Annotated in this window: 14 protein-coding genes and 2 rRNA genes; 5 read left to right on the plus strand and 11 right to left on the minus strand. The window is 68.6% G+C overall.

Features of this window, described 5'->3' with window-relative positions; translation table 11 throughout:
- Both ACFXJ8_RS19535 and rrf read left to right on the plus strand, forming a co-directional pair.
- Positions 1-88: ribosomal RNA gene (locus ACFXJ8_RS19535) — 23S ribosomal RNA — on the plus strand; the annotation flags it as partial.
- 72 nt (positions 89-160) lie between these two features.
- Positions 161-277: ribosomal RNA gene (gene rrf / locus ACFXJ8_RS19540) — 5S ribosomal RNA — on the plus strand.
- 490 nt (positions 278-767) lie between these two features.
- Here the strand turns inward: rrf and ACFXJ8_RS19545 are convergent.
- Positions 768-1475, minus strand: coding sequence for a class I SAM-dependent methyltransferase (locus tag ACFXJ8_RS19545; RefSeq protein WP_379645315.1), 708 nt, complete (start codon positions 1473-1475; stop codon positions 768-770).
- A gap of 387 nt (positions 1476-1862) precedes the next feature.
- On the minus strand, positions 1863-2855 hold the full coding sequence (locus ACFXJ8_RS19550) for a PhzF family phenazine biosynthesis protein (protein ID WP_379645316.1): 993 nt from the start codon (positions 2853-2855) through the stop codon (positions 1863-1865).
- A 166-nt stretch (positions 2856-3021) separates the two neighbouring features.
- Here ACFXJ8_RS19550 and ACFXJ8_RS19555 point away from each other — a divergent pair, with 166 nt between their 5' ends.
- Positions 3022-3402: a cell division protein SepF gene (locus ACFXJ8_RS19555; protein ID WP_379581214.1), complete on the plus strand. Its 381-nt coding sequence runs from the start codon at positions 3022-3024 to the stop codon at positions 3400-3402.
- A 69-nt stretch (positions 3403-3471) separates the two neighbouring features.
- Here ACFXJ8_RS19555 and ACFXJ8_RS19560 read toward each other — a convergent pair whose 3' ends face one another.
- The 5 genes from ACFXJ8_RS19560 to ACFXJ8_RS19580 form a co-directional block, all read right to left on the minus strand.
- Entirely contained in the window at positions 3472-4803 is a 1332-nt protein-coding gene (locus ACFXJ8_RS19560) for a hypothetical protein (protein WP_379645317.1), read from the minus strand.
- Positions 4804-4894: 91 nt separating this feature from the next.
- Positions 4895-6622: an arginine--tRNA ligase gene (gene argS / locus ACFXJ8_RS19565; RefSeq protein ID WP_379645318.1), complete on the minus strand. Its 1728-nt coding sequence runs from the start codon at positions 6620-6622 to the stop codon at positions 4895-4897.
- Positions 6619-8826 (minus strand): HAD-IC family P-type ATPase, encoded by a 2208-nt coding sequence (locus ACFXJ8_RS19570; protein WP_379645319.1) that lies wholly within the window; start codon positions 8824-8826, stop codon positions 6619-6621. Before ACFXJ8_RS19570 ends, argS begins: the two co-directional genes overlap by 4 nt.
- 51 nt (positions 8827-8877) lie before the next feature.
- A complete protein-coding gene (plsX, locus tag ACFXJ8_RS19575) occupies positions 8878-9900 on the minus strand; it encodes a phosphate acyltransferase PlsX (protein ID WP_379645320.1) in 1023 nt (340 codons plus the stop codon).
- Between the two features lie 19 nt (positions 9901-9919).
- Positions 9920-10489, minus strand: coding sequence for a DUF1707 domain-containing protein (locus tag ACFXJ8_RS19580; protein WP_379645321.1), 570 nt, complete (start codon positions 10487-10489; stop codon positions 9920-9922).
- Between the two features lie 176 nt (positions 10490-10665).
- On the opposite strand from ACFXJ8_RS19580, the gene ACFXJ8_RS19585 reads away from it, so the two are divergent.
- Positions 10666-11988, plus strand: a complete 1323-nt coding sequence (locus ACFXJ8_RS19585; protein ID WP_379645322.1) for a KamA family radical SAM protein — start codon at positions 10666-10668, stop codon at positions 11986-11988.
- A 376-nt stretch (positions 11989-12364) separates the two neighbouring features.
- On the plus strand, positions 12365-13150 hold the full coding sequence (locus tag ACFXJ8_RS19590; protein WP_379645323.1) for a hypothetical protein: 786 nt from the start codon (positions 12365-12367) through the stop codon (positions 13148-13150).
- A gap of 691 nt (positions 13151-13841) precedes the next feature.
- Here ACFXJ8_RS19590 and ACFXJ8_RS19595 read toward each other — a convergent pair.
- From ACFXJ8_RS19595 to ACFXJ8_RS19610, 4 genes are all read right to left on the minus strand, one after another.
- Positions 13842-13997: a hypothetical protein gene (locus tag ACFXJ8_RS19595; RefSeq protein WP_192781480.1), complete on the minus strand. Its 156-nt coding sequence runs from the start codon at positions 13995-13997 to the stop codon at positions 13842-13844.
- 97 nt (positions 13998-14094) lie between these two features.
- Positions 14095-14616 (minus strand): YbhB/YbcL family Raf kinase inhibitor-like protein, encoded by a 522-nt coding sequence (locus ACFXJ8_RS19600; RefSeq protein WP_379645324.1) that lies wholly within the window; start codon positions 14614-14616, stop codon positions 14095-14097.
- Between the two features lie 74 nt (positions 14617-14690).
- Positions 14691-15542: an ABC transporter ATP-binding protein gene (locus ACFXJ8_RS19605; RefSeq protein WP_379645325.1), complete on the minus strand. Its 852-nt coding sequence runs from the start codon at positions 15540-15542 to the stop codon at positions 14691-14693.
- A complete protein-coding gene (locus tag ACFXJ8_RS19610; protein ID WP_379645326.1) occupies positions 15535-16458 on the minus strand; it encodes an ABC transporter permease in 924 nt (307 codons plus the stop codon). The genes ACFXJ8_RS19605 and ACFXJ8_RS19610 overlap by 8 nt, the downstream gene beginning before the upstream one ends.
- Positions 16459-16742 lie beyond the last annotated feature (284 nt).

A 16742-nucleotide genomic window follows, 5' to 3' on the forward strand; every position in this document is an offset into this window, starting at 1 on the left:
CCGGTAGACGACCGGGTTGATAGGCCGGAGGTGGAAGCGCGGTAACGTGTGGAGCTGACCGGTACTAATAGGCCGAGGACTTGACCACAAAGCATACTTTTTGAAGTTCTTGCTCGCGTCCACTAGGCAATTCTGAGACAGCAAACGTGTCTCTTAGGGTTGCGGCGGTTATAGCGTGGGGGAAACACCCGGTTACATTCCGAACCCGGAAGTTAAGCTCTACAGCGCCGATGGTACTGCACTCGGGAGGGTGTGGGAGAGTAGGTCGCCGCCGCGCAATTCTTTAACGTTAGGCCCTGTCCGGGAGGTTTCTCCTGGGCGGGGCCTTTCGGCGTTTCCGGGGCAGCGGTCTGCGGCGTCATCACCTCGATACGCCCGCCACCGCCTCCATCGAGCCATCGAGCCCCGTCCGCAGCCTGCGCGGCGGCATTTCCCGCCCCACCGATGCAGCAGTTCCTCTCACATCGGCTCCGTTGTCAGGCGGCATTTCCAGTCGCCCCGATGGAGCAGCTCCTCTTACAGCGGCTCCGCTGCCAGAACGCAACCGTGGCAACGGATGGAGTGTCAAGGCGGTCCACGCCCAAGGGTTTCGTCGGCCGTATGCACGATGCCCAGGTTGGATCCCCTGGTACCCACGCTCGCGGCGTATGCGAAGCCTGGGGATTCATCGGCCGGAGTCTCCCTATTGGTTCGAGGCCTGTAAAGGCACTCCAGGCAACTTGAAACACCTGCCAGGCGTTCGCACTGGGCGGCCAGCGCGTTGTGAGTCACCTGCCGGGGCGTTGGAGGAGGGCGGTCAGGAGGAAGGAGACGCCGAAGACCGGCGCGTCGGGCGGTTGCTCTTCCATGCGGCGCAGCTCGATCTCGGTGAAGTCGGAGAAGATCCAACGCAGCGCGTCAGGTGTGTAGGCGAGCCCCCCGTGCAGGCGTCCTTCGCGGTAGAAGTCCTCGTCGGACAGCTCGGAGCCCATGGCGCCGGCGGCGAAGCAGGTGAGGGCGAGGTGGCCGCCAGGAGCGAGTACCCGATCCAGCAGGTCGCGGTAGCTCACCCGGCGGTGCGGCGGCAGGTGGTGAAGGCAGCCGGAGTCGTAGACCAGGTCGTAGGGGCCGGACACGAGGTCGGCGGTGAAGGCGTCGCCACAGTGGAAGCGGATATCGACGCCCGCCTCGTGGGCCCGCTCCTCACCCCAGGCCACGGCGGCGGGCGAGAGGTCGACGGCGTCCACCTCGAAACCGAGCGAGGCAAGGTGGATGGCATTGCGGCCCGGTCCGCAGCCCAGGTCCAGCGCGCGTCCTGGAGCGAGCAGCCCTCGCTCGATCGAGGACACCAGGTTCTCGTCCGGTTTGGTCACGAAGAAGGGCACCGGCTTCGAGCGGTCGGCGTAGAAGGTGTCCCACCACATGGAGGCGTCCGCTGTCCACCTGTCCGCGTCCGCTGCGAACAGCCGATCCAGCATGCCCAGAACATCGTCCATGGTGCGGATGGTCCGATCCACTCAAAACCTCCTCGGAAGGGCGGTATGCCCATGTGGGCAACACTCTGATCTTAGTCGTGGCCGGGCGCATCATCCCTGGTCAGATGGGCTTCTTCGACCCTTTGAGAGAGGGCCGTACGTGCGGTCTCCGGCCCTTTGTGAGGCACCCGTGTGTGGGATTCCAGGCGTGCGTCCGCGGACGGTGCGCTTGTCGAGGAGGTCGGCACCGCGTGGCGGAGTGGGCTTCCTTTGAGGATCCAGTCGGCGTTCGCTCCGGAGGGCTTGGTGGTCCCTGTTCCTGGGCAGGCGGACCGGAGCGACGAGCCCGGCGCGCTGTGACATGCCGACGTCGATGGCAGCCTTCGGCGGGTGGCCGAGCGGAGCGGGTTATGGGTTGACGTGGAGGGTGCCGGAGAGCACGGTGACGGCGCGGCCGGCCAGGTCCACGCGGTCGCCGCGGGCGGTGGTGCGGACGAGGCCCCCGCGGGCCGACAGTTGGGCGCCCACGAGGGAGGCGCGGTCGAGGCGGGCCGACCAGAACGGGGCGAGCGCGCAGTGGGCCGAGCCGGTGACCGGGTCCTCGGGAACCCCGACCCGGGGCGCGAAGAACCGCGACACGTAGTCATACGACAAGCCGGAGTGCGAGAGGCCGGAGTGCGAGGGGTCGGAGTGCGAGAGGCCGGAGTGCGAGGGGTCGGAGGGCGAGGGAGCGGAGTGCGAGGCGCTGGAGTATGAGGCGGCGTGCGAAAGACCGGTGGCGTGCGGAGGGTTGGAGGACGAGGGGTCGGCGTCAGGGGAGGAGTCGGAGGACGAGGGGACAGCGTCCGTTGGTCCACCCGAAGACGCGCGGCGGGCGGCGAGGGCGGTGACGATGATGCCGCGGGCGTCGATCGCCTCGAGGGCGGCGATGTCGGGGTCGAGGGAGCGGACGGCCTCCTCAGACTCCAGCTCCACCAGCAGGTCCAGCTGGCTCCGTCCGACTCCCGCAACCGCAGCTCCAAGGGCCTTTTCCAGCCCGTCGGGAACTGCGACCGGTGTCACTTCTTTGGCGGGGAAATCCATCGAGATGAGTCCGTCGGCCGAGCGATTGACGGTGAGGATTCCGCTCTTCGTCGCGAATTGGATCTCGCCGGTGGCCGCTCCTGTGGAATAGAGCACATGGGCGGTGGCCAGCGTCGCGTGTCCGCACAGCGATACTTCGACCGCCGGAGTGAACCAGCGCAACGAATTACCGAGCAGGAACGCCGTCTCCGAGAGCCGCATCTCGGCCGCCACAGACTGCATCCACGTGTCGGAAGCGCCTGACTCCAGGAGGCAGACAGCGGCAGGATTACCCTGGAATGCTGTGTCGGTGAAGGCGTCGACGGTGAACAGGCGCATGACCTCGATGCTATAGGCGGCGGATATCCAGTCGAAACCGGGATGCTTGCCGTACAAAATGGAATTTGTGTTGGGCGTGTCGCATGGCGAACTTCCAGGAGTCGGTTACCGTCCAATGTGTAGGGACATGCCGATTACGGTGAGTTCCTGAGGAAAGGACAAGCCGATGGGGGCAGTGCGCAAGGTGGTGAGCTACCTTGGCCTGGGCGGGATCGACCAATACGATGACGGATACGACGACGAGCAGTACGAAGACGAGTACATGCCGGCGTCGGAGCGTGCCGCGAAGCGGTGGCGGTCCACCGTCGAGTCGTCACGGATCGTGATGGTCCAGCCGCTGAAGTACAACGACGCACCGATGATCGGGCAGCATTTCCGCGAGGGCCAGACGGTCATCATGGATGTCACCGGCATGCCGATGCCGGAGGCCACCAGGATGGTCGACTTCGCGGCGGGCCTGGCTTACGGGTGCGAGGGTCGAATCGAGCGCATCGCGGACCGGGTGTTCCTCCTGGCGCCCGCGCATGTGGAGATCGAGAACACCTGACGGGTGACTGCGCGCCGGACCGGCCTTGGGGAGGCTGGTCTGGCGCTAATGTCAGTTCGGGGCCGGCCGCTATGCGGCGCGGGGTCCGCGGCGCAGCAGCCGGGTGAGCTCGGTGGTGTCCTCTTTGGCCTGTTTGGCGCGGTCTTCTGCCTCGCGGGCGTAGGCGTGCAGCGCCCAGACGGCGCCGTCGGCGAGGTCCTTGAGCTCGGCCAGCCGCCTCTCGACGTAGGCGGCGTCGGATATCTTGGCCTGCCGCAACCGCCACAGCTGCCATCCGCCCAACCCCGCGAGGGCGACGCCGAGCAGCGCGAGCGGCCACCAGAGAACGACGGCGGCGACGCAGAGCGCGACGGCCAGCGCCAGTGACAGGTAGGCGAGCCAGGGCAGCCCGCGGTCGGGCACCCCGTCGGCGACGATCTCCCGTTCGGCGGCGGCCATGGATGCGGCGTCGGGCCCTTCTGGGTGGAGCACCAGGTCATGGCCGAGCACCGGCACGGTGATCGCGTCGGGTGGTGTGAGCTCGGTGGCGGCGGCCAGCTCCTCGGCGACGCCGCGCAGGATGGGCGCGGCCACGTGGAGGGCGATGGCGGCCAGGTAGGGGTCGGCGCCGGGGCGCAGGTCGTCGAGCAGGTGGCTGACGAGGGAGCCCATCGGTCCAGGAGGGCCGCCGAGGTCGGCCATCGAGCGGAGTACGGCCAGCGGCTCCTCCTCCGCCCACGTGGTGGAGGGGGTGGCGGCCGCGTTGGTGAGCGGCGTGCGCGACTCGGAGTCGGCCTGCCTGGTCGAGGTGATCTCGGTGCAGCGAGCGCGGAGTCTGGCGAGCCTGGCCGCGGCCTGGACGGGCCTGGCCAGTTCGGGGATCTCGGCCAGCTCGGGGAAGTCGACGAGCGCGGCGGGCACGACGACGGCGGGTTCGCCGGGGGCCAGGGCCTGCAGCCATTCGCTGACCTCGGCGTGTTCGGGGATGGCGAGCGCGTCGAGCTTGCGCAGCACGAAGATCTTGCCGGCCGGGCCGTACGCGCCCCTGGCGGCGGCCAGCCACAGCGCACGCTGGCCGTGGGTGACGGGCCGGTCGAGGGAGAGCGAGCCGAAGGCGGTGCCGAGCCACGAGGCGTGGATGCGGTCGCCATGGCCGGCGACGGCGAGGGCCAGGCAGAGGAAGAGCGCGGTGCTCTGCTGGTCGCGGGTGGCGGCCTTGGTCAGCGGTTCGAGCGGGTCGTCACCGGCGAGGATCGTGACGAGCGCCTGTACGGCGGGCGGCAGCCAGGACCCGGGGTCGTCGGGGAAGGTGGGGACGGCCAGCGGCGTGGAACCGTCGGCGGCGAGGTTGGCCAGCAGCGCCTCGACATATCGGTGGAGCTCCGTGGGGGCCTGGGGGCTCGCCGTCAGATCCGTCGCCAAGGCTGAGAACTCCCCCAATATCGGCCGCGCTTCATGCCCGCGTAAAGCCTAGCCGGGGGGCGCGCCAACCCGGTGGAGGCGCGCCCATGGCTCACATGCGGTCAGGTACTGGTACACCCAGGAGATCGAGGCCGGTTTCGAGCACCCGGAGGGTCAGCGCGCACAGGGCGAGCCTGGAGGTTCGGGTGTCGGCGTCGACGTCGTCCCTGAGGACCGGGCACTCCTCGTAGAAGGTGCTGAAGAGGCTGGCGGTCTCGAACAGGAAGGCGCACAGCCGGTGCGGCTCGACCAGGGTGGCGACCTGCTCGACGACCGCGCCGAAGCCGAGCAGGTGCAGGGCGAGCGCGCGTTCGGCGGGCACGCCGAGCACGATCGGGCCGTGCGCGTCTGCCGGGTCGACGCCGCCCTTGCGGAAGATGGAGCGGATCCTGGCCGTGGCGTACTGCATGTACGGGCCGGTGTTGCCGGAGAACGCCAGCATGCGGTCGAAGTCGAAGACGTACTCGCTGTCGTGGCTGATCGACAGGTCGGCGTACTTGACCGCGCCCATGCCTACCGCGTGGGCGATCTCGGCCTTGGTCTCATCGTCGTAGCCGCGCTCGGCGATGGCCGCGGCGGCCCGGTCGACAGCCTCCTGGAGCAGGTCGGTGAGCTTGACCGACTCGCCGGAGCGGGTCTTGAAGCGGCGGCCGTCCTTGCCGAGCATCATGCCGATCTGGACGTGTTCGGCCGAGACGGTGTCGGGCAGCCAGCCTGCCTGCCTGGCGGCGGCGAAGACCATGCGGAAGTGGAGCGCCTGGTCGGCGCCGACGACGTAGAGGATGCGGTCGGCCTTGAGGTCGTCGACCCGGTAGCGGATCGCGGCCATGTCGGTGGAGGCGTAGCCGTAGCCGCCGTCGCTCTTGCGGACGATCAGCGGGAGCGGCTTGTCGTCGGAGCCGGTGAACCCGGGCGGGAACAGGCAGAGCGCGCCCTCGCTCAGCGTCGCGACGCCCATGGCCGCCAGGTCGTCGCAGGTCTTGGCGAGCATCGGGTTGTACATGCTCTCGCCGGCGATGTCGTCGTCGGTGAGCGTGACGCCGAGCATCGAGTAGACCTTGTCGAAGTAGCGGATGGTGGCGTCCATGAAGACGTGCCACAGCCGCATGGTCTCGGGGTCGCCCGACTGCAGCGTGGTGACCCGTACCCGGGAGCGGAGCTTGAACGACTCGCTGCTGTCGAACTTGACGCGGGCCGCCTGGTAGTACTCGGTGCCCTGGCCCGCTTCGAGCTGGGCGACGGCGGTCTCCTCGCCGATGTCGAGCAGGTGCTCGATGAGCATGCCGAACGGCGTGCCCCAGTCGCCGAGGTGGTTCTGGCGCACGACGGTGTTGCCGAGGTGCTCGAAGACGCGGGCCATCGCGTCGCCCACGATCGTGGTGCGCAGGTGGCCGACGTGCATCTCCTTGGCCGCGTTGGGCGCGGAGTAGTCGATCACCACGCGCTGCGGCGGCGTGGCCGCGCCGACACCGGCGCGCCGGTCGGCGAGCATCTCCTTGGCCTGCTCGGTGACCCAGGCGTCGGACAGGGTGATGTTGAGGAAGCCGGGACCGCTGACCTCGACCGTGCCGGGGAAGTCGGAGAGCTGGTCGGCGATCTCCTGTGCGACCTCCCGCGGGGCTCGTCGCAGGCGCTTGGCCAGGCTCATCGCGACGTTCGCCTGGAAGTCGGCGAACTGGGAGGGCCGGATCAGCGGATCTGCGTCGGCGTGCTCGGGGCCGAACGCGCGGGCCAGCGCCTGCTGGACGCGCTCGGTGAGCACTATCTGCGGGTCGGTCATGTTCTAAGGGTACCGGTGAGCTTGACCGACACGCTGATGGATATCGCGGCGACGGCGGCGATTCCCACCGCCGCCCATCCGCCGGTGCCGAGCTCGAAGAACGCGCGGGTGAAGGGGACGGCGAGCGCGAGGGCGAACAGTGCCGCCATCGCGCCGATCAGGACGATCTTCCACACGTTGAGCGGTCTGGCGACGAGCACGAGCACCCACCAGGTGACCAGGAAGAGCGTGACGACCGCGGCGGTGCGGTCGTCGTCGGCGACGATGAAGGAGGCGATCACCGCTGCCCCGGTGATCAGTCCGGCCGGTACGGCGAAGCGGAGCACGCGCGGCACGAACCCGGGCAGCGACCGCTCGGCCGTGGGGGCGAGCGCGAGGAAGAAGGCGGGCACGCCGATGGTGAGCGCGTTGACCAGGGTGGAGTGCCGGGGCGCGAACGGGAACATCACGCCGAGCACGCCGACCACGAGCGACAGCGCGAGCGCGTAGAAGGTCTTGGTGAGGAAGAGGTTCGAGACCCGCTCGATGTTGGCCAGCACCCTGCGCCCCTCGGCGACGACCTCGGGCAGCGAGGCGAACTTGTTGTCCAGCAGCACGACCTGGGCGACGGCCTTGGTGGCGGGGCTGCCGGCGCCCATGGCGATGCCGAGGTCGGCGTCCTTGAGCGCGAGCACGTCGTTGACGCCGTCGCCGGTCATCGCCACGGTGTGGCCGCGTGACTGCAGCGCCGCGACGAACTGCCGCTTCTGCTGCGGGGTGACCCTGCCGAAGACGGTGTTGCTCTCCAGGATCTCGGCGAGCTTCTCCTCGTCGTCGGAGGGGAGGGTTCTGGCGTCGACGGCCCTGTCGCCGCCCGGGATGCCGAGCTTGGTGGCGATGGCCGAGACCGCGTCGGGGTTGTCGCCGGAGATGACCTTGACGGTGACACCCTGCTCGGCGAAGTAGCCGAGCGTCTCGCGGGCGTCGGGCCTGATCCGCTGCTTGAAGGTGATCAGCGCGACCGGCTCCCTGTCGTCGGTACGGCAGAGCGCGACCACGCGGGCGCCGGTGGCGGCCAGGGCCGCGGCGGTGCCGTACGCCTTGGTGCCTGGCGACAGCAGCACGTCGGGAGCGCCGAGCGACCAGGTGCCGTGGCCGTCGAAGGTGGCGGCGCTCCACTTGCGGGCCGAGGAGAACGGCACGATGTCGGTGCTGGTCCAGCCGGGCGCCTCTGGATAGCCGGCCTGGATGGCGAGGGCTGTGGCGTTGGGGCGCGGCTCGACGTGCGACAGGGCGGCCAGGGCGGCGTCGACGGGGGCGTCGTCGCGCAGGGTGATGACCTCGTCGAGGTCCATGCCGCCCGCGGTGAGGGTGCCGGTCTTGTCGACGCAGAGGACGTCCACCCTGGCCAGGCCCTCGATGGCGGGCAGTTCCTGGACGAGGGCATTGCGCTGGCCGAGCCGTACGACGCCGACGGCGAAGGCGATGCTGGTCATCAGCACCAGGCCTTCGGGGATCATGGTGACGATGCCGGCGACGGCGCCGGTGATGGCCGAGCCGAAGTCCTCGTCGTTGCTCACCTGGCTGTAGAGCAGCAGGGCGCCGATCGGGATGACCAGCCAGGTGATGTACCTGATGAATCGCGCGACGCCGTCGCGCAGTTCGGAGTGGGCGAGGGAGAAGGTGCTGGCCTGCTCGGTGAGCTGGGCGGCGTAGGCGTCCTGGCCGACTTTCGTCGCGGTGAAGGCGCCCGACCCCGCGGCCACGAAGCTGCCCGACAGGACCTGGTCGCCCGGCCGCTTGTGGACGGGGTCGGCCTCGCCGGTCAGCAGCGACTCGTCGATCTCCAGCCCTTCGGCGGCGGCGACCTCGCCGTCGACCAGCAGCCGGTCGCCGGGACCGAGCAGGATCAGGTCGCCGAGCACGATCTGGCCGGGATGGATGGTCTGGTCCTTGCCGTCCCTGCGGACGGTGACGGGCGCCTCGTTGACGATGGCGAGCTGGTCGAGCGTGCGTTTGGCGCGCAGCTCCTGGACGATGCCGATCATCGCGTTGGCCACGATCACCAGGCCGAACAGGCTGTCCTGCCACTGGCCGAAGATGAGGATGAGCGCCCAGAGGACGCCGATGACCAGGTTGAAGAGTGTGAAGACGTTCGCTCTGACGATCGCCGACAGCGATCGGCTCGTCCTGCGTGGGACGGTGTTCCTCTTGGCGACTGCCACCTGGGCAGATGTCAGGCCTTCCACGCGATCCCCCCGAATTCGTGGTAATGATCACCATAGCCGGTGGGGGCGGTGGCCGGTGGCCAGGCGTTCGCCGATGCGGGTGACGATGCCCCTGCGGGAGAGGGTGGCGGCGAGCTGGCAGGCGGCGCTGATCGCGGCGGCCTTGGAGTCGCCGTGGGCGATGACGACCGTGCCGTTCAGGCCGAGGAGGGCGGCGCCGCCGTACGCCTCGGCGTCGAGTCTTTTCGATAGGTCGCGTAGCCGGCCGCGCTGCATGAACGCGCCCATCTTGGCGATCGTGCTGGCGTTGACGGACTCGCGCAGCTCGGTGAAGGCGTAGCGGACCGCGCCCTCCATGGTCTTGAGCGCGACGTTGCCGGTGAAGCCGTCGGTCACGATGACGTCGACCGCGCCGGTCAGCAGGTCGTGGCCTTCGACGTTGCCGAGGAAGTGGATACCGGGGACGGCGCGCAGCAGCTCGTGAGCGCGTTTGACGAGCTTGGTGCCCTTCTCGGGCTCGGAGCCGATGGTGAGCAGGCCGACGCGGGGGTCGTGGATGCCGTAGGCGGTTTCGGCGTAGGCCGAGCCCAGATGCGCGAACTGCACCAGCATTTCCGGCTTGACCTCGGCGTTGGCGCCGGCGTCGAGCAGGATCGTGGGCGTCGGCCTGGTGGGGAGGGCGACGGCGAGGGCGGGTCTGAGCACCGACTGCTGGGCCTTGAGCCGTAGTTTGCCGGTCGCGACGACGCCGCCGGTCGAGCCCGCGGACACCACGGCCGAGGCGTCGCCCCGCCTGAGCAGGTGGCAGGCGACGGCGATGCTGGAACGGGGGCGGCGCAGGCTGGCGAGCGCGCCCTCGTCCATGGACAGAGCCTCCTCTGCCCGCACGATCGGGATCTCGGCGGTGGCGTCGTGGTCGGCCAGCGACTCGTAGAGCACGCGCGGCGAGCCGACCAGGACGATCGGCAGGCCGCGCTCCCTGACCGCGTGCACGGCACCGGCCACGATCTCGTGCGGCGCGTGGTCGCCGCCCATGGCGTCGAGCGCTATCGGCGGTTCGGACTCTGGCACAGTTTGAATCGTATGGGTGTTATGCCAGGTTCCAGTCGGTGACCCCTCGCGCGACGATGACCTTGGCGAACATGGATCGGCCGGTGACCCGGATCAGCGGCCCGTCGCCGCCCGAGCCGCCGGAGACGTTGCGCTTGCCGAACATCGACGCGCCCTCGTCGATGACGTGCGCGTTCTCGGGAACCCTGATGATCATCTTGCTGAAGCGGGCGTCGGCCTCGATGGTGATCTCCCTGCCGGGCAGGATGGCGTCGGACAGGTCCATGATGAGAGCGCCGAAGGTGGCGTTCAGCCGGGTGTGGCGGGAGGCCACCCATCGGCCCTTGCGGATGACCTTGCTGAAGACCGCGTTGACGGTCTGCTGCTCGACCAGCGCGGGCCTGGCGTCGGCCGCGATGTCGGGCAGGTCGTGGGTGATGGGGACGAGCTCGCCGACGGTCTTGGCCGTGTAGGCGGCCTCGAGCCGGTCGGCGTGCTCGACGCTGGTGAGTCTGCCGGTGGCGAGGGCCTCCCCGAGGACGGCCGCGACGCGATCGCGGTCGGCGTCGGAGGCTCGCATAACTGCCCCGTCGTTCACACTGTCGGTCACAGTCCGCCAGTGTATGTCCATTCGCGATATGTCGCGAGTAGCTGAAGGTTGACTGGAAACTTGAGTTCCGGTGGAACCAGAAGGCATCCCGAACGCGTCCGGTATAAGAGCCCCTAGACGCGCGACAGGGTTCACAGGTTTACATCCGATCGAACAAAAAAGATGGGAAAGGCCTAGTGATCTTGAACCAAGCGGGAACGCGACGCTTCAAGGCCTACACCTCCAAGCACCTGGACGAGCTCCTCCTCCGCGCGGGGCTCGACGAGACCCAACGGCTGAAGGTGAGGGCAGTGGCGACAGTCCTGCCCTTTCGGACCAACGCCTACGTCGTGGATGAACTCATCGACTGGTCGGCCGCGCCCGACGACCCCATGTACCGCCTGGTTTTCCCGCAGGCGGACATGCTCCCGACTCCCGATGTGGACAGTCTCGCCGATCTGCTGAAGGCCGAGGCGCCGAACGCGGAGATCCAGGCGGAGGCCAACAGGGTGCGGATGAAACTGAACCCGCATCCGGCGGGACAGCTCTCCCTCAACGTGCCGCGCATCGGCGACGAGCCCGTGCCCGGCATGCAGCACAAGTATCCGGAGACCGTGCTCTTCTTCCCCAAGCAGGGGCAGACGTGTCACGCCTACTGCACCTACTGCTTCAGGTGGGCGCAGTTCGTGGGCGACGCGGACCTCAAGTTCGCCTCCGACGACGTCGACCAGCTCGTGGCCTACCTGGGCGAGCACCCCGAGGTCACCAGCGTGCTGCTGACCGGCGGCGACCCCATGATCATGGGCGAGTCCGTGCTCAGGCGCTACGTCGAACCGCTGCTGGAGGTCGAGCAGCTGGAGTCGATCCGCATCGGCACCAAGTCCCTCGCCTACTGGCCGCAGCGCTTCACCACCGACCCCGACGCCGACGACACGCTGCGGCTGTTCGAGCAGGTCGTCGCGGCGGGCAAGAACCTCGCGTTCATGGCGCACTTCTCCCACCCGCGTGAGCTGGACTCGCCGCTGGTCTCCCAGGCGGTCTCCCGCATCATCGGCTCGGGGGCGACCATCCGCACGCAGGCGCCGCTGATCAGGTCCATCAACGACGATCCCGAGGTGTGGTCGTCGATGTGGCGGCGGCAGCTCGGGATGGGGATGATCCCCTACTACATGTTCGTCGAGCGGGACACCGGGCCGCAGGACTACTTCGCCGTGCCGCTCGCGCAGGCGTACGAGGTCTTCAGGGACGCGTACGCGTCGGTGTCGGGGCTCTGCCGTACGGTGCGGGGGCCTTCGATGTCCGCGACCCCGGGCAAGGTCTGCGTCGACGGCGTCACCGAGATCGCAGGGGAGCGGGTCTTCGTGCTGCACCTCATCCAGTCGCGCGACCCCTCGTTGGTCGGCAGGCCGTTCTTCGCGCGTTATGACCCGCGGGCCGTGTGGCTGACGGACCTGCGCCCGGCCTTCGCCGATCGGTTCCCGTGGGAATCCGTCGCGCAGGAGGCTCCGCAGCCGGCCTGAGCGGTCAAGCGGATATCCCGCAACAGAAAAATCTGAACCCCCGGCCCGGGACATTTGTTTTCCGAGCCGTTGTACCGGGCCGGTGGGTCGCCATTGATCGACTGGTTGGGCGTCGGGGGAATATCCGAAATCCACCCTCCCTATGTCCTGACTTGTCAGCCGTCTACTTGATCCCCTGTTGGGGCTCCAGCCCCTGTGATCACTGGGTTTCACGCCGATCCCGGCCGCGCGCGGTGGTGATAGAACTGCGTCGGTAGCTCAGCCGGACGGTGCGCGTTCCGTATGGCGCCATAGCGCGCACGCCGGCTTTCGGGGGACTCGATTCGCGATTCGGATGACGAACAAGGCGAATCGAATAAGAGCCGGGAAGGCAATCATGAAGCGTATTATCAAGGCGGCTGTAGCCGTCGCCGTTTGCGGGCTCGCCGCAGCCGTGACCGTGCCCGCGCAGGCCGCGCCCTCCTTCCGCGCCGATGGGGGAAGCATCGTCGGGAAGGCGATGGAGCTCCGCCACACCCAGGTCACGAACCTGGTGCGGGAGGCCGCGAAGGGCAGGGTCGCCACGGCGGCCGGGCGGGGCGTGCTCCTCAACGGTCAGGAGGTCCCGACGGGCTCCAACGAGGACAACACCGCCCTCAAGGAGTTCGACGAGAAGCTCAACAAGTTCGTCAAGGCGCTGCTGAAGGGTTCCCCGAGCGACATGATCGACGCCTGGGCGCCAGAGGACACCGCAGTCGAGAACCCCGCGTCCGAGACCCTCAACTGGGGCTTCGAGGAAAGCACCACCACTCCCACCACTCCCACCAACGAGACCAACTCGGCTGAAACAGCTGAGGACCGTTCCTTTGACCTTGAGCTCGGGCGGCTCGGGCTGAGGGAGCAGCAGGCGGCCACGACCCTCGCCGACGCCGTTCCGGGGGCGGACAGGCTCGAGATGGCGCCCGTGGTCCGCGAGGTGACGCCGGTCGAGGCCGCACCGGCCACGGGCGCGGTGTCCGGCCTCGTGAGCGGCGCCTCCCTCGACGAGATCGCCCCGCTCGTCGATGCCGCCACCGACCTCATCGACGACAACGTCGACAGGGCGATCGGCGCCACCGGCGACACGCAGGGTGCGGTCGCCGAGTCGGTCGCCCAGACGACCGACCCCGCCGCCCAGAACTGACGCCGGAGGGCACGCGTCCGACGGGGTCACACGGTGCCCGTGGCGCGCCGTACGCGATGCCTCCCCTGATGAAAGTCGCACCCGGCAGAGCCGGGCGCGGCCCGATCCTCCCGGTGCGGGGGGACGGGAACCGCGCGGTCTGCTGGAGGACGCGACCTCTGTACGGCAAGCCCGGCCGGGCGCCTCCCCAGGCGCGTGGCCGGGACCTGCCGAAGGGACGCTCCCCGGGAGCGCCCCTTCCGCGCCGCAACGGCGCCCGTGACTCCGCGAACCGTTCGACGACGTGGGGACGTCAGGTCGAACGGGCAGCGCGAACTGGAGATGGTGGGAGAACCGGCGGCCCCTCGGGGCGACTCGGCCGGTGGGCGTGGGCGGCAGCTCACGGGACGGACCACCTGCCGATCGGCTCACCGGGCCGGCGCGACTCCCTCCATGCGCGACGTGGACGTCACGGAAGGTTCCGCGAAACCGGTGGCCTGGGCCAGGCCACCGGTTTCGTCATGCGCGGGCCCCGGTGCGGGGGGCCACCGAGTCATGTGCGGACCGGATCCAGGCCCGCGGGCCGGGTTTGTCGTGGGAGCCCCGGATCGTGAAACCCGGGGCCGGTCTCGTCGGGTGCGGCCCGGATCGCGAAACCCGCGGCCGGTTTTCGTCGGGTGCGGGCCTGATCCGGGCCCGCGGCGGGTGCTGGTCAGGTGATGCGGACGCCCGTGCGACGGGCGATCTGGGCCTGGAGCCTGGCCATCTGCCAGTGCAGCTCGATCAGTTGCTCGGCGAGCTCGGCCCTGGGGATCTCGGACGGATCCTCGATGGCCAGGTGGTCAATCGCGGTCGACAGCTCTCGCATCGCGCGCCCCCACTCCATCATGTTCCTCAGCTCGAAACAGCGTTCGAATCATAGCGGAACCGCGAGGGCGGTGTCAGGCCTTTGCCTCCCGAGTCGCTCAGGTTTCGTACACAGGTGCGATATAGCCTCTGGCCAGCGTGTTCGCGGTGATGTTGAAGCCGGCCACCGCGGCAGGACCGTCGGGGTCGACGCCCAGCGAGTCGACGCCCAACGCGTGGACGGCGAACAGGTACCGGTGCGGCCAGCCGGGCGGCGGGGCGGCGCCGCCGTACGCCTTGGTGTTGAAGTCGTTGCGCGCCTGGACGCCGACCTTGGCGTCGGCGGCGCCGGCGCCCCTGGGCAGCTCGGTGACGTCGGCGGGGATGTCGAACATGAGCCAGTGCCAGAAGCCGCTGCCCGTGGGAGCGTCGGGGTCGTAGCAGGTGACGGCGAAGCTCCTGGTGCCCTCGGGGGCGCCCGACCAGCGCAGGTGCGGGGACAGGTTCTGGCCCGTCATGCCCCAGTCGTCGAACACGTGGGCCTCGGGCAGCCGCTCCCCGTCGCGGATGTCGTCGCTCTCGACGGTCAGGGCGGGGACTTCGGGCAGGAAGTCATAAGGGACAGGTGGCCTTGCGGGCAAGATGCACCTCCGGTGAGTTCGGTCTTACCGACTCCATCTTCCACCCGGAGGGAGGGCTCACCCCATCATCGCGGTCAGCCCTTGTTGTAGGCGGCGATGACCTCCTTGGGGTCACCGTCCATCCTGATCTTGCCCTTGTGCAGCCAGATGACCCTGTTGCAGGTCTCCTCGATCACCTTGAGGTCGTGCGCGACCAGGAACACCGTGCCGGCCGACTCGCGGATCTGCTTGATCCGCTTCTCGCTCTTCTTGCGGAACTCCCTGTCGCCCGTGGCCAGCGCCTCGTCGATCAGGAGCACGTCGTGCGTCTTGGCCGAGGAGATGGCGAAGCGCAGGCGGGCGCCCATGCCGGAGGAGTAGGTGGACATGGGCAGCTGCACGAACTCCCCGATGCCGGAGAAGTCGACGATCTCGTCGTAGGCCTCCCTGACCTGCGTGGGAGTCATGCCCATGGCGTAGCAGCCGAGCACGATGTTGCGCTCGCCGGTCAGCTCGCGCATGAGGGCCGCGTTGACGCCGAGCAGCGACGGCTGGCCGTCGGTGTAGACGGAGCCCTCGTGGGGCGGCAGCAGGCCCGCGATGGCCCGCAGAAGCGTCGACTTGCCCGAGCCGTTACGGCCCACGATGCCGATGGCGTCGCCGTGGTAGGCCACGAAGGTCACGCCCTTGACGGCGTGCACCTCCTTCATCTGCGGCCGCCCCTTGCGCTTCAGCAGGCGCGTGAGGGCGTTGACGGCATTGCCCTTCTCATGGTCGGACGTGGCGCCGTAGACGCGGTAGACGATGTGCAGATCGTCGACGATGACGGTCGGCGTACCCGTCGTGGGAGCGGGAGGCTCCGGGTTGGGGTGGACCCTGACGTCCTTGTTGGGGGCGCCGGGCTCCTCAGCCTTCACTTGGGACAGCTCCTCCGTCAACTCAGCCACGGCCGTACCTCTCCTCGGCGCGCCAGAAGTACCAGAAGCCGAAGGCGAGTGCGAACACCGCCCAGAATACGCAGCTCATCCAAGCCCACGTCGGCACGGGGTGGCCGGGAATCAGGATGTCCCGCATGAACTCGATGTAGGACGCGGCCGGGTTGGCGTACATGACGTTGGCGACCCACTGGGGCAGGCCGGCCCCGTCCGCGCTGACCACCTTCTCCTGGATGGAGAAGAAGACGCCCGAGGCGTACAGCCAGGTGCGCATGATGAAGGGAAGCAGCTGGTTCATGTCGCGCATCGAGGAGCCCACGCGGGCCATGACGAGGCTGGCTCCGACGTTGAACATCGTCTGCAACACCAGCACGACGGGGATCATCAGCCAGAACCACGTGGGCAGGGTGCCGGTGGAGACCACGACGATCGCCATCAGGATGCCCATGGAGATGGCGAGCTGCTGGAGCTCCTGGATCGCGTACGCAAGCGGAAGAGCCGCGCGAGGGAAGTGGAGCGCCCTGATCAGCGAGAGGTTGCTGGAGAGCGACTTGGCGCCCGCCGTCACCGACCGCTGCGTGTAGGTGAAGACGAACATTCCCGTCAGCAGGAAGGCGGGGTAGTGCTCGATGTTGCCCTTGCCGCCGAGGATGATGCCGAACATCACGTAGTAGATGGCGGCGTTGAGTAGCGGCGTCAGCACCTGCCAGAGCTGACCCAGCCCCGAGCTGCTGTACTTCGAGACGTTGCGCGAGGTCGCGTACGTCATGATGAAGTGCCGCCGTTCCCACAACTGGCGCAGGTAGGCGTGGAACCTCGGCCGTGCGATGGCACGACGAAGTCCGTATCGCTTGGCGAGCTTGCTCAGCGGCTCTCCGCTGCGGCCGCCCGCCTGGGCGTCCGCGACAGCGGATTCCGGCTGGCTCATGGCATGGACTCTATTGGATCCAGGTAGGTGGGGTGCTTCGAGTGGCGGTTTGCCACAGAGGATTGGACGTCGCGTCGGGAAGGCGGGTTCCAGGTCCCGCCAAAGACTTGGTCAACGGTAGCTCAGGCGTGCTCGCGGTGTGGGTGTGGCAGGAGCACTGGCCGATGAGGTGTAATTTGACTCGACTGTTCAGGCGCCCTGCTCGTCCCCAAATGACTGGTTCGTCCCGGTAAAGGGTCCCCACGGCCAGTGGGAGGATGGGTGTGACGCCGTGCTCGCAGACG

The organism is Nonomuraea sp. NPDC059194, assembly GCF_042754765.1.
Classification (GTDB): Bacteria; Actinomycetota; Actinomycetes; order Streptosporangiales; family Streptosporangiaceae; genus Nonomuraea.

Bases quoted from the DNA above. Each gene is read 5' to 3' on its own strand.
- ACFXJ8_RS19545 (WP_379645315.1), bottom strand. From the start codon at position 1,475: ATGGACGATGTTCTGGGCATGCTGGATCGGCTGTTCGCAGCGGACGCG.
- ACFXJ8_RS19610 (WP_379645326.1), bottom strand. From the start codon at position 16,458: ATGAGCCAGCCGGAATCCGCTGTCGCGGACGCCCAGGCGGGCGGCCGC.
- ACFXJ8_RS19590 (WP_379645323.1), top strand. From the start codon at position 12,365: ATGAAGCGTATTATCAAGGCGGCTGTAGCCGTCGCCGTTTGCGGGCTC.
- ACFXJ8_RS19555 (WP_379581214.1), top strand. From the start codon at position 3,022: ATGGGGGCAGTGCGCAAGGTGGTGAGCTACCTTGGCCTGGGCGGGATC.
- argS (WP_379645318.1), bottom strand. From the start codon at position 6,622: ATGACCGACCCGCAGATAGTGCTCACCGAGCGCGTCCAGCAGGCGCTG.
- ACFXJ8_RS19550 (WP_379645316.1), bottom strand. From the start codon at position 2,855: ATGCGCCTGTTCACCGTCGACGCCTTCACCGACACAGCATTCCAGGGT.
- ACFXJ8_RS19595 (WP_192781480.1), bottom strand. From the start codon at position 13,997: ATGCGAGAGCTGTCGACCGCGATTGACCACCTGGCCATCGAGGATCCG.